At 59.1% G+C, this 15,703-nt stretch carries 13 protein-coding genes; 10 read left to right on the top strand and 3 right to left on the bottom strand.

Translation table 11 applies throughout. The features are described from left to right. The first annotated feature begins 43 nt into the window (after positions 1-43). The 3 genes from AB4O41_RS26675 (at position 44) to AB4O41_RS26665 (ending at position 2,609) form a co-directional block, all read left to right on the top strand. The gene (locus AB4O41_RS26675) at positions 44-973 is read left to right on the top strand and encodes a LysR family transcriptional regulator (RefSeq protein ID WP_030130891.1); all 930 of its coding nucleotides are present in this window, start codon (positions 44-46) and stop codon (positions 971-973) included. A gap of 196 nt (positions 974-1,169) precedes the next feature. Further along, a complete protein-coding gene (locus tag AB4O41_RS26670) occupies positions 1,170-1,568 on the top strand; it encodes a MerR family transcriptional regulator (protein ID WP_258615943.1) in 399 nt (132 codons plus the stop codon). Positions 1,569-1,709: 141 nt separating this feature from the next. After that, positions 1,710-2,609: a hydroxymethylglutaryl-CoA lyase gene (locus tag AB4O41_RS26665; protein WP_460145329.1), complete on the top strand. Its 900-nt coding sequence runs from the start codon at positions 1,710-1,712 to the stop codon at positions 2,607-2,609. A gap of 679 nt (positions 2,610-3,288) precedes the next feature. On the opposite strand, the gene AB4O41_RS26660 is transcribed toward AB4O41_RS26665, so the two are convergent. Then, positions 3,289-4,986: an AMP-binding protein gene (locus AB4O41_RS26660; RefSeq protein ID WP_460145328.1), complete on the bottom strand. Its 1,698-nt coding sequence runs from the start codon at positions 4,984-4,986 to the stop codon at positions 3,289-3,291. A 317-nt stretch (positions 4,987-5,303) separates the two neighbouring features. Here AB4O41_RS26660 and AB4O41_RS26655 point away from each other — a divergent pair, with 317 nt between their 5' ends. From AB4O41_RS26655 to AB4O41_RS26640, 4 genes are all read left to right on the top strand, one after another. Continuing rightward, positions 5,304-6,467 (top strand): isovaleryl-CoA dehydrogenase, encoded by a 1,164-nt coding sequence (locus AB4O41_RS26655; RefSeq protein ID WP_008014292.1) that lies wholly within the window; start codon positions 5,304-5,306, stop codon positions 6,465-6,467. Between the two features lie 12 nt (positions 6,468-6,479). Beyond that, positions 6,480-8,087 carry a carboxyl transferase domain-containing protein gene (locus AB4O41_RS26650; protein WP_008014290.1) on the top strand — a complete coding sequence of 536 codons (1,608 nt, stop codon included), beginning with the start codon at positions 6,480-6,482 and terminating at the stop codon, positions 8,085-8,087. A gap of 115 nt (positions 8,088-8,202) precedes the next feature. Continuing rightward, positions 8,203-9,018 carry a gamma-carboxygeranoyl-CoA hydratase gene (locus AB4O41_RS26645; RefSeq protein ID WP_460145327.1) on the top strand — a complete coding sequence of 272 codons (816 nt, stop codon included), beginning with the start codon at positions 8,203-8,205 and terminating at the stop codon, positions 9,016-9,018. Continuing rightward, the gene (locus tag AB4O41_RS26640; protein WP_460145326.1) at positions 9,018-10,973 is read left to right on the top strand and encodes an acetyl/propionyl/methylcrotonyl-CoA carboxylase subunit alpha; all 1,956 of its coding nucleotides are present in this window, start codon (positions 9,018-9,020) and stop codon (positions 10,971-10,973) included. The genes AB4O41_RS26645 and AB4O41_RS26640 overlap by 1 nt, the downstream gene beginning before the upstream one ends. Before the next feature lie 39 nt (positions 10,974-11,012). Here the strand turns inward: AB4O41_RS26640 and AB4O41_RS26635 are convergent, their stop codons facing one another. Next, positions 11,013-11,678, bottom strand: a complete 666-nt coding sequence (locus AB4O41_RS26635) for a LexA family protein (protein ID WP_460145325.1) — start codon at positions 11,676-11,678, stop codon at positions 11,013-11,015. A gap of 129 nt (positions 11,679-11,807) precedes the next feature. On the opposite strand from AB4O41_RS26635, the gene AB4O41_RS26630 reads away from it, so the two are divergent. Then, entirely contained in the window at positions 11,808-12,149 is a 342-nt protein-coding gene (locus AB4O41_RS26630; RefSeq protein WP_460145324.1) for a DUF6124 family protein, read from the top strand. Positions 12,150-12,634: 485 nt separating this feature from the next. Further along, positions 12,635-13,786 (top strand): M14 family metallopeptidase, encoded by a 1,152-nt coding sequence (locus AB4O41_RS26625; protein WP_460145323.1) that lies wholly within the window; start codon positions 12,635-12,637, stop codon positions 13,784-13,786. 58 nt (positions 13,787-13,844) lie between these two features. On the opposite strand, the gene AB4O41_RS26620 is transcribed toward AB4O41_RS26625, so the two are convergent. Further along, positions 13,845-14,291, bottom strand: coding sequence for a winged helix-turn-helix transcriptional regulator (locus tag AB4O41_RS26620; protein ID WP_460145322.1), 447 nt, complete (start codon positions 14,289-14,291; stop codon positions 13,845-13,847). A gap of 96 nt (positions 14,292-14,387) precedes the next feature. On the opposite strand from AB4O41_RS26620, the gene AB4O41_RS26615 reads away from it, so the two are divergent. Continuing rightward, entirely contained in the window at positions 14,388-15,614 is a 1,227-nt protein-coding gene (locus AB4O41_RS26615) for an MFS transporter (RefSeq protein ID WP_460145321.1), read from the top strand. Positions 15,615-15,703: the final 89 nt, after the last annotated feature.

Below are 15,703 nucleotides of genomic sequence, written 5' to 3'. Positions count from 1 at the left end.
GATCGAGCCACCTTCCTATAACAAGAGCAGAGAGCGCAGCGCAATGAATCTGAGCAAGGTCGACCTCAACCTTTTCATCGTCTTCGACGCGATCTACACCGAAGCCAACCTGACTCGCGCCGGGCAGATTGTCGGCATTACTCAACCGGCGGTCTCGAACGCTCTGGCCCGCCTGCGCGAGACCTTCAACGATCCGCTTTTCGTGCGCACCGCCCAAGGCATGGTGCCGACGCCAATGGCGCAAAACATCATCGGCCCGGTGCGTAACGCCCTCTCTCTGCTGCGGGTGTCGGTGCAGGAAAGCCGCATCTTCAACCCGTTGCAGGCGGTCAAGACCTACCGCATCAGCATGACCGACCTCACCGAAGCGGTGATCCTGCCGCCACTGTTCCAACGGCTGCGACGCCTGGCGCCGACGGTGATCATCGAAAGTTTCCTGTCCAAACGTCGCGAGACCACCAAGGAACTGGCGGCCGGGCGTCTCGACTTCGCGGTGGATGCGCCACTCAATACCGACCCGCAGGTGCGTCACGTCAAGTTGATGGAGGACCGTTACGTGTGCGCCATGCGCAAGGGCCATCCACTGGCAGGCAAAGACAAATTCACCCTTGATGATTATCTGTCCCTGACCCACATCCACATCTCCAGCCGTCGCAGCGGTCTGGGCTATGTCGACCTGGCCCTGGGCAAAATGGGCATCCAGCGCAAAATCGCCCTGCGCTCCCAGCATTACCTGATGGCATCCCAAGTGTTGCAGCAGACCGACATGGTCATGACCGTGCCGGAACGCTTCGCCCGTCGCCATGACTTGTACTCGGTGAACCTGCCGGTCAAAGAAGTTCCGCCAGTGGAAACCCACCTCTACTGGCACGAAAGCACCGACCAGGACCCGGCCAACCGCTGGATGCGCGAGCAGATGATCGAGTTGTGCCAGCAGGTCACGGCGCATGAAAAGAAGCTCGATAAGGTGTAGGGCGTTGGACCGCGTTATCGTTCTTCGCGAGCAATCCCGCTCCCACATTTGATCGCATTCCCCTGAGAGAACGCGGTCACCTGTGGGAGCGGGCTTGCTCGCGAAGAGGCCGGTGATACCAACGAAAGGCCACGCCCCTTGACGTAAACGTCAACCTGCCATTAGCTTAGCGCCATGACCTTTTTCGAGCGCTTCCATGAGCAGCCAGACCTATAGCATTTCCGACCTCGCCCGCGAGCTCGATATCACCACCCGGGCCATTCGCTTCTATGAAGAGCAAGGCCTGCTCAGTCCCGAGCGTCGTGGCCAGGAACGCATTTATTCGCCCCGTGACAAGGTCAGCCTGAAGCTGATTCTGCGGGGCAAGCGCATTGGTTTTTCCCTGGCCGAATGCCGCGAGCTGATCGAGCTCTATGACCCTTCCAGCGGTAACACCAAGCAACTGCACAGCATGCTGGCGAAAATCGCCGAACGTCGGGAACAACTCGAACAGCAACTGCTGGACATCGAACAGATGAAACTGGAACTCGACACGGCTGAAGAGCGCTGCACCCAGGCGCTGGAGCAGACGATCAAGAGCCAGCAAGTGGTTTAACAATCCCATTGTGGGAGCGAGCCTGCTCGCGATGGCGGTAGCGCATTCAACACTCATGTCGACTGACCCGGCGCTATCGCGAGCAGGCTCGCTCCCACAGGGTTCTCTGAACATTCAGACAATCAGCACAGGTCGATTCCCATGTCCCTACCCACCCACGTACGCCTGGTCGAAGTCGGCCCTCGCGACGGTCTGCAAAACGAAGCCCAGCCCATCAGCGTTGCGGACAAGGTGCAACTGGTCGACGCGCTGACCGCCGCAGGCTTGGGCTATATAGAAGTCGGCAGTTTCGTCTCGCCCAAATGGGTGCCGCAAATGGCCGGTTCCGCCGAGGTTTTCGCGCAGATCCAGCGCAAGCCGGGCGTGACCTATGGTGCCCTCGCCCCCAACCTGCGGGGCTTTGAGGACGCCATCGCCGCCGGGGTCAAGGAAGTCGCCGTGTTCGCCGCAGCGTCCGAATCGTTTTCCCGGCGCAACATCAATTGCTCGATCAGCGAGAGTCTGGAGCGCTTCGTGCCGATCATGGACGCCGCCAAACAACACGGCGTCAGCGTGCGCGGTTACGTGTCCTGCGTGCTGGGTTGCCCTTATGAAGGTGACATTGCACCGGAACAAGTCGCCCGAGTCGCTCGCGAGCTCTATGCGATGGGCTGTTACGAGGTTTCGCTGGGAGACACCATCGGCACCGGCACCGCTGGCGCGACCCGCAAGATGTTCGAAGTGGTGTCGGCCGATGTGCCGCGGGAAAAGCTGGCCGGGCACTTCCACGACACCTATGGCCAGGCCATGGCCAACATCTACGCCAGCCTGCTGGAAGGCATCGCGGTGTTCGACAGCTCCATCGCCGGCCTTGGCGGTTGTCCGTACGCCAAGGGCGCCAGCGGTAATGTCGCGACCGAAGACGTGGTTTACCTGCTCAATGGCCTGGGCATCGAGACCGGAATCGACCTGGACGCCTTGATTCGGGCCGGCCAACAGATTTGCACAGTGCTGGGACGCCCTAGCGGTTCGCGCGTGGCCAAGGCCCGCAGCGCACAGTGACAGTATGAATGTGTCCGGGTGTTACCGCGTGTGCTGAAACGTGGGCGGAAACGAGTAACACGGAAACAAATTGTCAGATTTAGGTTGGATGAAAAATCCTGCGAAAAACTCAAAGCATTGAATTTAAAGGGTTTTTAAAAGTTGGCACGGCTTCTGCTATCTCTATGGCATAACAAGAATAAAAACTGCAAACCAATAAAAATAAGACGTAACGACTCTGACATAACAAGAACAACACGGCAGAGACGCAGCTAACAGATTTTTTTGGAGAGGATGTGCTTTTCAGGGTGCTTTTCGAAGTAACCCGCAACCGGGCAGAGAACAATAAAACTACCTTCAGGTAGCTCCCGAACTGGTTGGATCGCTTAGCGAAAAAGTAGATCAGCGCTCAAAAAAATACGTTTGCTCTTGATCCCGGATGGGGATCGACAAAAACAGCGGTAAAGGGCCACGGTTGCCAAAAACAACAATAGACCGCCCCTCAATAATAAAAAAAGAGCACGTAACGACAAAATTAAAGGGGAGCTTCGGCTCCCCTTTGTGCTTTCTCGTGTTTGCCATTTCCACTGCGCCCACCCTGTGGGAGCGAGCCTGCTCGCGATAGCGGTGGTTCAGTCGACATCTATATTGGATGTGCTGCCGTCATCGCGAGCAGGCTCGCTCCCACAAGGAGTTGTGGTCAGGCGTTATTATCTCGCAGCTCTTCGATGCTGATCTCACGCATCCGAAACTTCTGGATCTTGCCGGTCACTGTCATCGGAAACTCCTCGACGAATTTGAAGTAACGCGGCGTCTTGAAGTGTGCGATGCGCTCCTTGCACCAGGCTTGCAGTTCCTGCTCGGTGGCGCTGCGGCCGGGGTGAAATTTGATCCAGGCGACGATCTCTTCGCCGTAGCGGGAGCAAGGAATGCCGATCACCTGCACGTCGGCGACCGCCGGGTGGGTGAAGAAGAACTCTTCCAGCTCCCTTGGGTAAACATTCTCACCGCCGCGGATGATCATGTCCTTGTTACGCCCGGCGATGCACACGTAGCCTTCGTGGTTCATGCTCGCCAGATCGCCGCTGTGCATCCAGCCCGCCTCATCGAGAGCCTCGGCGGTGCCTTGCGGATTATTCCAGTAGCCGAGCATCACGCTGTAGCCCCGAGTACACAGCTCGCCGATGGTGCCGCGTGGCACCAGGTTACCCGCCTCGTCGATAATTTTGCTTTCCAGTTGCGGCTGGGTTCGGCCAACGGTGGTGACACGCAATTCCAGCTCGTCTGACGGACCGGTCTGCAAAGACACAGGGCTGGTTTCCGTCATGCCGTAGGCAATCTGCACTTCGCTCATATGCATTTCGCTGATAACCCGGCGCATGACCTCGATCGGACAGGTCGCCCCGGCCATGATCCCGGTGCGCAGGCTCGACAAATCAAACTCGGCGCGCTTGGGTTGATCGAGCATGGCGATGAACATGGTCGGCACGCCGTATAGCGCGGTGGCTTTTTCTTCAGCGACGGTGCTCAGCGTCAGCAAGGGATCGAAGGCGTCGTTGGGGTAAATCATGGTGCTGGCGTGGGTGACGCAGCCAAGATTACCCATGACCATGCCGAAGCAATGATACAGCGGCACCGGAATCACCAGCCGATCATTGGCCGTCAGCCCGAGGCTTTCGCCGACCATGTAACCATTATTGAGAATGTTGTAATGACTGAGGGTCGCGCCCTTGGGGAAACCGGTGGTGCCGGAGGTATACTGAATGTTCACCGCTTGGCCGAAATGCAGACTGTCCTGGCGTTCGCGCAATGGCTCGATCGACACGCTGGCCGCCAGATCAGTCAGCTGCGACCACGGCAGGAAACCCGACGGCGGCTGTGCATCCAGGCTGATCACCCCACGCAGTTCCGGCAGGCGCTCGCTCTGCAACTGGCCGATGGATTGCTCCGCCAGTTCCGGTACCAGTCCTTGCAACATGCCGTGATAGTCGGAGGTCTTGAAGGCGCCGGCACAGACCAGCCATTGGCAACCGGACTGTTTCAACACGTATTCAAGTTCGGAACTGCGGTAAGCCGGGTTGATGTTGACCAGGATCACGCCGATTTTCGCGCTGGCGAACTGGCTGATGCACCACTGGGCGCAGTTCGGCGCCCAGATGCCGAGCCGGTCACCGGTCTGCAAGCCCAACGCCAGAAATGCTCTGGCGTGTAAGTGGACGGCCTCTGACAGCTGCTGCCAGGTGTAGCGCAGCCGTTGATGACGCACGACCAACGCCTCCCCGTTCGGGTATTGCTCGACCGTGTTATCGAACGCCTGACCGATGGTCATCGCCAGCAAGGCTTTGTCCTGGGAACCACGGGTATAGCTGCGCTGCGGGCTTGCACTGGGTTGATCCATGACGACCCCTATTGTCTTTATTGTAGGAACGAGGCTTGTGTGGCGAGGGAGCTTGCTCCCGCTCGGCTGCGAAGCAGTCGTGAAATCAGCAATCAGGTGCTGCCTGACACACCTCGGTTGCTGATTTTGCGACCGCTTCGCGCTCGAGCGGGAGCAAGCTCCCTCGCCACAGTCTTTCAGAACTGGCTCTACTCTCGCTCAAGTTGACGTTAACGTAAAGGGAGATTGACAGCCATTCGTCACAGGCTTACGTTAACGTAAAGGTGAGAGCCGAATCACTGCCCTCCCCACCCTACAAAAAAGCCAAAAGGTGCCCCATGAGCTACCCATCCCTGAACTTTGCCCTCGGTGAAACCATCGACATGCTGCGCGATCAGGTTCAGTCCTTCGTCGCTAAAGAGATCGCCCCGCGCGCCGCTCAGATCGACATCGACAACCTGTTCCCCGCCGACCTGTGGCGCAAATTCGGCGACATGGGCCTGCTGGGTATCACCGTGCCGGAAGAGTACGGTGGTGCTGGTCTGGGTTACCTGGCGCACGTTGTCGCCATGGAAGAAATCAGCCGTGGTTCGGCCTCGGTCGCGCTGTCCTACGGCGCCCACTCCAACCTGTGCGTCAACCAGATCAACCGCAACGGTACACACGAACAGAAAAGCAAATACCTGCCGAAACTGATCAGCGGCGAGCACATCGGGGCCCTGGCCATGAGCGAACCGAATGCCGGTTCCGACGTGGTCTCGATGAAACTGCGCGCCGACAAACGCGGCGATCACTACGTACTCAACGGCAGCAAAACCTGGATCACCAACGGCCCCGACGCCAACACCTACGTGATCTACGCCAAGACCGACCTGGAAAAAGGCCCGCACGGCATCACCGCGTTCATCGTCGAGCGTGACTGGAAAGGCTTCAGCCGCAGCAGCAAGTTCGACAAACTCGGCATGCGCGGTTCGAACACCTGCGAGCTGTTTTTCGATGACGTCGAAGTTCCGGAAGAAAACATCCTCGGCGTGCTCAATGGCGGCGTGAAAGTGCTGATGAGCGGCCTCGACTACGAGCGCGTAGTGCTTTCCGGTGGCCCGACCGGGATCATGCAAGCCTGCATGGACCTGATCGTTCCTTATATCCACGACCGCAAACAGTTCGGCCAGAGCATCGGCGAATTCCAGCTGATCCAGGGTAAGGTCGCCGACATGTACACCCAACTCAACGCCAGTCGCGCCTACCTCTATGCGGTGGCCCAGGCCTGCGAGCGCGGCGAAACCGCGCGCAAGGACGCCGCCGGAGTCATCCTCTACAGCGCCGAATGCGCGACCCGAATGGCCCTCGACGCGATCCAGATTCTCGGCGGTAACGGCTACATCAACGAATTCCCGGCCGGCCGTTTGCTGCGTGACGCCAAGCTGTATGAAATCGGCGCCGGCACCAGTGAGATCCGTCGCATGCTCATCGGTCGCGAACTGTTCAACGAAACCCGCTAAACGGAGCTGCACATGGCTATCCTGCATACCCAGCTCAATCCCCGTTCAGCGGAGTTCGCGGCTAACAGCGCGGCGATGCTCAAACAGGTCGACGCCCTGCACACCCTGCTCGCGCAAGTGCAGCAAGGTGGCGGCCCGAAGGCTCAAGAACGCCACACCTCGCGAGGCAAACTGCTGCCGCGTGAGCGGATCAATCGCCTGCTCGATCCGGGCTCGCCGTTTCTCGAAATCAGCCAATTGGCGGCCTACGCGGTGTATGGCGAAGACGTTCCCGCCGCTGGGGTGATTGCCGGAATCGGGCGGGTGGAAGGCGTCGAATGCATGATCGTCGCCAACGATGCCACCGTGAAAGGCGGCTCGTATTACCCGCTGACCGTGAAAAAACACCTGCGCGCGCAAACCATTGCCCAGCAAAATCGCCTGCCCTGCATTTATCTGGTGGACTCCGGCGGCGCCAACTTGCCGCGTCAGGATGAAGTGTTCCCGGACCGCGAACACTTCGGGCGGATTTTCTTCAACCAGGCCAACATGAGCGCCATGGGCATTCCGCAGATTGCGGTGGTCATGGGCTCGTGTACTGCCGGGGGCGCTTACGTACCGGCGATGGCCGATGAAGCGATCATGGTCCGTCAGCAGGCAACGATTTTCCTCGCCGGCCCACCGCTGGTGAAAGCCGCGACCGGTGAAGTGGTCAGCGCCGAAGACCTCGGCGGGGCCGATGTACACTGCAAGATTTCCGGTGTCGCCGACCACTATGCCGAGAGCGATGAACACGCCCTCGCCTTGGCCCGGCGCAGCGTCGCCAACCTCAATTGGCGCAAGCTCGGTGAACTGCAACAACGCACGCCGATCGCGCCGCTGTACAGCAGCGACGAGTTGTACGGCGTGGTGTCGGCAGATGCCAAGCAACCATTCGACGTGCGCGAAGTGATTGCGCGTCTGGTGGACGGCTCGGTGTTCGATGAGTTCAAGGCGTTGTTCGGAACTACGCTGGTGTGCGGCTTTGCCCACCTACACGGTTACCCGATCGCGATCCTCGCCAACAACGGCATCCTGTTCGCCGAAGCCGCCCAGAAAGGCGCGCACTTCATCGAACTGGCCTGCCAGCGCGGCATTCCATTGCTGTTCCTGCAAAACATCACCGGTTTCATGGTCGGCCAGAAATACGAAGCCGGCGGCATCGCCAAGCACGGCGCGAAACTGGTGACCGCCGTGGCCTGTGCCAAGGTGCCGAAATTCACCGTGATCATCGGCGGCAGCTTCGGCGCCGGTAACTACGGCATGTGCGGTCGGGCCTACGATCCACGCTTCCTGTGGATGTGGCCGAACGCACGGATCGGCGTGATGGGTGCCGAACAGGCGGCGGGCGTGCTGGTCCAGGTCAAGCGCGAGCAGGCCGAGCGCAGTGGTCATGGTTTCAGCGCCGAGCAGGAAGCCGAGATCAAGCAACCGATCCTCGATCAATACGAAGAACAGGGGCATCCCTATTATTCCAGCGCTCGACTGTGGGACGACGGTGTCATCGACCCGGCGCAGACCCGCGACGTGTTGGCCCTGGCCTTGTCGGCGTCGCTGAACGCGCCAATCGAACCGAGCCGCTTCGGCGTGTTCCGGATGTGATTTTCTGTGGGAGCGGGCTTGCTCGCGAAGGATTCACCGCGGTTTATCTGATGCACCGCGTTATCGTTCTTCGCGAGCAAGCCCGCTCCCACAAGAGTTGTGGAGACGGATGAATATGAGCGACTTCAACACCCTCGAACTGCTGAGCGATCCAAGGGGTTTTGCGACCTTGTGGCTCAGCCGTGAAGAAAAGAACAACGCTTTCAACGCCGAAATGATCCGCGAACTGATCCTTGCGCTGGACAAAGTGTCGAGCGATGCCAGTCTGCGTTTTCTGCTGATCCGCGGTCGCGGCAAGCATTTCAGCTCCGGTGCCGATCTGGCCTGGATGCAGCAATCGGCCGAACTCGATTACCACACCAATCTCGACGACGCCCGGGAACTGGCAGAGTTGATGTACAACCTCGCCAAGCTGAAAATCCCGACCGTGGCGGTGGTGCAAGGCGCGGCCTATGGCGGCGCGCTGGGCCTGATCAGTTGCTGTGACATGGCCATCGGCGCCGACGACGCACAGTTCTGTCTGTCGGAAGTGCGCATTGGCCTGGCGCCGGCGGTCATCAGCCCGTTCGTGGTGCAAGCCATCGGCGAGCGCGCGGCCCGCCGCTATGCCTTGACCGCCGAACGTTTCGGCGGGCAACGGGCTCGGGAAATCGGCTTGTTGTCGGAAAGCTACCCGATGGCTGAACTGGAGCAGAAAGTCGATCAGTGGATCGACAACCTGCTGCTCAACAGCCCGGCGGCCATGCGCGCCAGCAAGGATTTGCTGCGTGAAGTCGGCCACGGCGCGCTGACCCCGGCGCTACGGCGCTACACCGAAAACGCCATCGCCCGAATCCGCGTCAGCCCCGAAGGCCAGGAAGGCCTGCGCGCCTTCCTGCAAAAACGTCCACCGAACTGGCAAACCGAAACCACCCTCAAGGAGCCGCGTTGATGAGCGCACCTGTTCTCACCACCCTGTTGGTGGCCAACCGCGGCGAAATCGCTTGCCGGGTGATGCGCACCGCCAAAGCTCTGGGCCTGACCACCGTGGCCGTGCACAGCGCCACCGACCGTGACGCCCGGCACAGCCGCGAAGCCGATATTCGCGTCGACCTGGGCGGCAGCAAAGCCGCCGACAGTTACCTGCAAATCGACAAACTGATCGCCGCTGCGAAAGCCAGCGGCGCTCAGGCGATTCATCCCGGTTATGGTTTTCTCTCGGAAAACGCCGGGTTCGCCCGCGCGATCGAAGCGGCCGGCCTGATCTTCCTCGGCCCGCCCGCCTCGGCCATTGACGCCATGGGCAGCAAGTCCGCCGCCAAAGCGTTGATGGAAACCGCAGGCGTGCCACTGGTGCCCGGCTATCACGGCGAAGCCCAAGACCTCGACACCTTCCGCGACGCCTGCGAACGCATCGGTTATCCGGTGCTGCTCAAGGCCACGGCGGGCGGTGGCGGTAAAGGGATGAAAGTGGTCGAGGACGTCAGCCAACTGGCCGAAGCCCTGGCCTCGGCACAACGTGAAGCGCTGTCGTCGTTCGGCGACTCGCGGATGTTGGTGGAGAAGTACCTGCTCAAGCCACGCCACGTGGAAATCCAGGTATTCGCCGACCAGCATGGCAACTGCCTGTACCTCAATGAACGTGATTGCTCGATTCAGCGTCGGCATCAGAAAGTCGTCGAAGAAGCCCCGGCTCCGGGTCTGAGCCCGGAACTGCGTCGGGCCATGGGCGAAGCCGCCGTGCGCTCGGCACAGGCCATCGGCTACGTCGGTGCCGGCACCGTGGAGTTTTTGCTGGATGCGCGCGGTGAGTTCTTCTTCATGGAGATGAACACGCGCCTGCAAGTCGAGCACCCGGTCACCGAAGCCATCACCGGCCTCGACCTGGTGGCCTGGCAGATTCGCGTGGCATGCGGTGAAGCGCTGCCGATGACTCAAGACCAGGTGCCGCTGATCGGCCATGCAATTGAAGTTCGGTTGTACGCGGAAGATCCTTCGAATGACTTCCTGCCGGCCACTGGGCGTCTGGTGTTGTACCGCGAATCCTCAGAAGGACCGGGGCGTCGCGTGGACAGTGGCGTTGAAGAAGGCGACGAGATTTCTCCGTTCTACGACCCAATGCTCGGCAAGCTGATTGCCTGGGGCGAAGACCGTGAACAGGCGCGGCTGCGTTTGCTGAGCATGCTTGATGAGTTTGCCATTGGTGGACTGAAGACCAACATCAACTTCCTGCGCCGAATCATCGGCCACCCTGCATTTGCCGCGGCGGAGCTGGATACCGGTTTTATTCCGCGTCATCAGGAACAACTGCTGCCAGCACCTTCAGACCTCAGCGATGAGTTCTGGCAAACGGCCGCGCAGGCATTTGCCCAGAGCCAGCCGGGCACGACCCGCGCTGATGACCTGAATTCGCCTTGGGGTATTGGCAACGGATTCCGTGCCGGACTACCGACAGAAATCACCCTGCATTTGAGTTGCGAAGGGCAAGACCGGGCGCTGACCCTGAGCGATGCCGATGCGCATACCGCACAGTTCAAGGGTGAATACCTGCTGACCGAACACAACGGCTTGCGCCACCGGCATCGGGCAATCCGCCGTGGCGATACGCTGTATCTGCAATGGGACGGTGAACTGCGCCGCATCGAGGCGTATGACCCGATCAGCGCTGTTGAAGCCAGTCACAGCCATCAGGGTGGACTCACCGCGCCTATGAACGGCAGCATCGTGCGAGTGCTGGTGGAGGCCGGGCAAACAGTCGAAGCCGGGGCGCAATTGGTGGTGCTGGAAGCGATGAAAATGGAGCACAGCATTCGCGCGCCCCACGCCGGAGTGATCAAGGCGTTGTATTGCCAGGAAGGCGAGATGGTCAGCGAAGGCAGTGCGTTGGTGGAGTTGGAACACGCGTGAAATGAAGATCGGTCCTACGCATTGCGAGGACCGATCTGATTAGAATTTGGCAGTCGCCTGAACCACCACACCGATGATTCGGCATTCCTCGGTGTAAAGGGCTTTCGGATAGGTCGGATTGAGCGGGACCAGATAACGCTGCCCGCCCTCTTCGATCAGTTTGCGAAAAACCGCCTCGGCGCTGCCGGGCCATTGGGCGATCACCAGTTTGCCAGGCTCCGGCACGATGGCCGGGTCCACCAGAATCAACATGTCCGCAGCAATGCTCACACCCGAGGGTGCAGTCATCGCATCGCCGACCACCACCAGCCAGAACGCAGCGCCCTGTGCGTGGTAATCGGACAGCTCGAAGCGCGGTTTGCTGACAGCCGATGAAGCGCCGTAGGTCAATAACTCCCCGTCGCGCACCTCCCCGGTTTCCCGCCAGTCACTGACCGGGTAGCGAAAGTACGGGTTGTACTTCTGCGTCAGAGAGATCTCTTCATCCTGTGAGATCTGCGGTTCCCTGATCACCATCGCGACTTCCAGATAGTCCATTCCCAGCGCCTGCAAGACACGGTTCATCTCTTGGATGCGGGGCTGACGACGTTTATTCAGCCAATGGCCGACGCCGCCCTGGGACATTCCGATGCGCTCGGCGAGTATCTCTTGAGTGACTTTGAGTTCACTCATTTTGGCCTTGACCAATTCAATCCATTTATCCATGTGCGGCACGATACGTGGGGTACTCCGACCAACAAAACACAAATTGTAGTATTTAAATTCAAGACACAAATACAGTACGTACTAAGCTGAGCTCACGGATTTGAATCTATCACGGAGCTCGCCATCGTCATGACCATCCCCAGCATTCCCCTGCCCGATACGCAATTCGACACTACGCTCAACTCGCCAAAAGGCTCTGCTGCCGCACAGCGGGCACTGGACTATTACTTGAAACCAGCTGTGTCAGAAGAGGCCAGCGAAGAACGCTTCTTCGATGTGAACCGTAACATCAGCAGCGAAGAAGCACTGGTCCATGCTTCGGATCTGTTGCGATGTGCCGCCGCCACCGCGCATGAATCAGCCAACCAGCTGCAGGGCGCAAGCCGGGATCTGGCGTTTTCGACGGTGCACATGATCGACATGGCCAAGGCGATGGTCGACCGGTCCCTGGAGGGCAATCAGAACGATTGAGGAGGAAGCGCTCAGAAGGTGGACAGGAAAAATTTTCCAATCGCACAGATAAAAACATTTGACTTGCAAATGGTAATGATTATTATTGCATGCATCTGGTCGCGAGATCAGTCGATGGCCCAAGGGACCTTAGGTCGGTCTCCTGGACTATCTCCTCATCAGGCTAATCACGGTTTTTGACCCGGCTTTTTGCCGGGTCTTTTTTTTGCCAGTTATTCTGGCTTTTGCTTCAGGCTAATGAAGTCTGTGGGTGCTGAAAATTCGATTGGTGCGGATGATATCAAAAGAATATCTGTTGGCAAGAGAGGCCCGGTAGCACTGGGCCAAACTGACTAAAATAGCACTTGAGAATCACTCGCGCAGTCTCTAAGCTGCATCGGCGTCAAGGAGGACGCCCCCCCTTTTTATCCCCCGCAATTTCCCCCGGTTTCTCCCTCCCTTGCGTGTAAAGTAGCAGCCATAAAAATCATATTCAGGAACCGATTATGGCCGTGGGTAAATCTTCTTTCGACATCAGTGCAAACTTCGACAGCGGCAACATCGAAGTGCTGGACATCAGCAATCCTTTGCAAGCGCTGCTGGCGATCAAGCCAGACACCCGCAGCCAGCACTTCCAGTGGTTCCACTTCAAGGCCAGCGGTCTGCACGTCGGTCAAGATCATTGGTTTCGTCTGAACAACGCCAGTAAATCCTCGTACAACAAGGCCTGGGATGGCTATCAGGCGGTGGCGTCCTATGACCACGTCAACTGGTTCCGGGTGCCAACCATTTTCGAAGGCGACTGCCTGCGTTTCAGCCTCGAAGCCACTGCCACCCATGCCTGGTTCGCCTACTTCGAGCCCTACAGCCGTGGCCGCCATGACTGGCTGATCGAACAGGCCCTGACCAAGGCCGGCACCGAACTGCTGGCCACCGGCAAGAGCGTTGAAGGTCGCGACATCCAGTTGTTGCGCAAGGGTACGGGTGCCGAAGGTCAGCGCAAGGTCTGGATCATCGCCCAGCAACACCCCGGCGAACACATGGCGGAATGGTTCATGGAAGGGGTAATCGAGCGCCTGGAAAAACACGACGACCCAGTGCTGAAAAAACTCCTGGCCAGTGCCGACCTGTACCTGGTGCCAAACATGAACCCGGACGGCGCCTTCCACGGTCATTTACGCACCAACGCCATGGGCCAGGACCTGAATCGTGCGTGGCAGAGCGCCAGCCAGGAAATCAGCCCGGAAGTACTGTTCGTTCAGCAGCAGATGGAAAAGTATGGCGTCGATCTGTTCCTCGACATCCATGGCGATGAAGAAATCCCCCACGTGTTCACCGCCGGTTGCGAAGGTAACCCGGGCTATACGTCGCGGATCGAAAAACTCGAAGAACATTTCCGCAGTCATCTGAAACATCAGACCAAAGACTTCCAGACCAAACACGGCTACACCCGCGACGAGCCTGGCAAAGCCAACATGACCCTGGCCTGCAACAGCGTCGGTCAGAAGTTCGACTGCCTGTCGCTGACCCTGGAAATGCCCTTCAAAGACCACAACGACGCACCGAACCCGCTGACCGGCTGGTCCGGCAAACGCTCGAAGCAGTTGGGCAAGGATGTGCTGACGACCATCGCCGACATGGTCGATACCTTGCGCTGATCGCCCTTAAAATCAAAAGATCGCAGTCTTCTGCCGAAGGCTGCGATCTTTTGACGTTTCACTCGGCAGCAATCCGTACACAATCCTCCGGCCCCAACAAACGCCCATCTTCGGCACGCAGCTCCAGCGGCCGCACCGGTCGACCGTTCTCACGATCGACAACCCGCGAATGTGCCTCCCCCGCCTCAAAGAAAAACGCCTCGCCCCACTGCCGTAACCCGATGATCAACAGGAACAGGCCCTTGCCCTTCTCCGTCAGCACGTATTCCTGATACGCGCTGCCGTCCGACGCTGGCATCAGATCGAAAATCCCGTGAGCCACCAATGTGCGCAGGCGTGCCGAGAGAATATTTTTGGCCATGCCCAGATTGCGCTGGAACTCACCGAATCGCCGCAGGCCATCGAACGCATCGCGCACGATCAATAACGACCACCAATCACCAATCGCGTCCAGTGAACGGGCGACCGGGCATTCGGCGCCTTCCATGCTTGTACGTTTAACCATGACCGCGTCCGTCGGCAACAAATATGGTTGCAATATAAAACCAGACCCCCTACCGTACAACTGGTTTTATTTTGAAACCACACAAGGAAGCCTGTGATGAAACCTGACCACCCGTTAAGCGGCGCAGTGGTGCTGCTATTTGCCGTCGCCTGCGGCTTGGCCGTTGGCAATGTGTATTACGCACAACCGCTGCTCGATGCCATGACCGAAGCCTTCGCCATGGACCCGGCAACCATCGGTATCGTCATCACCCTTACCCAGATCGGTTATGGCGTGGGTCTGTTGTTGTTGGTTCCGCTAGGGGATCTGCTCAACCGTCGCCGGCTGATCGTCGTGCAAACCCTGCTGTCGGCGCTGGCTTTGTTGATGATCGCATTAGCGTCGAGCAGCATCTGGCTGTTGCTCGGCATGGCGCTGACCGGGTTACTGGCGGTCGTGACGCAAGTCTTGGTGGCCTACGCCGCGACCCTGGCCATCCCGGAGCAACGTGGACGTGTGGTGGGCGTGATCACCAGCGGCATTGTCGTCGGCATTCTGTTGGCACGAACGGTGGCGGGCGGCATGGCCGATCTGGCTGGGTGGCGTTCGATTTATCTGTTGTCCGCCGGGTTGACCCTGATGATGGCGTTGCTGTTGTTTCGTGTGCTGCCCAAGCACGAAGAGGCGCGACCAGATAGCGCTTACGGTGCGTTGATCGGTTCGGTATTCACGTTGTTCAAGGAGGAACCGGTATTGCGTCAACGGGCCATCCTCGCCCTGCTGACCTTCGCCAGCGCCATGGTGCTGTGGACACCCTTGGTGTTGCCGCTGAGCGCTCCGCCGCTTTCACTTTCCCACACCGAAATCGGACTGTTCGGCCTGGCCGGAGCCGCCGGTGCGCTGGCCGCCGCTCGCGCTGGGCATTTGGCTGATCGCGGTCTTGGGCAATGGACCAGTGGACTGTCGTTGCTGCTGATGCTCGCCTCATGGCTTCCCATCGCACTTACCCAGTCCTCGCTGTGGGCGCTGCTGCTCGGGGTGATTACGCTGGATCTGGGTTTGCAAGCTGTTCACGTTACCAGCCAGAGCATGATCTACAGCGTGCGCCCCGAAGCGCAAAGCCGACTCACCGCTGGCTACATGCTGTTCTATTCGATCGGCAGCGCCTTGGGTTCTATCGGTTCGACGGCGATGTACGCTTGGGCGGGATGGATTGGGGTGTGTTGGCTGGGTGCGGGGATCAATGCCGTGGCGCTGATTTTTTGGTGGCGAACGCTCGCCACCAAAACACCCAACACCTGTGGCGAGGGAGCTTGCTCCCGCTCGGCTGCGCAGCAGTCGTAAATCGATCAGACGCAGGAGTGTCTGACTAACTGCATTTGGGGCTGCTCGCAGCCCGACGGGAGCAAGCTCCCTCGCCACAGTCGTGCCAG

This window comes from Pseudomonas sp. S2_A02, assembly GCF_054668495.1.
Note: the sequence above shows the minus strand (reverse complement) of the source record. Positions and strands in the feature narration are given on the sequence as shown.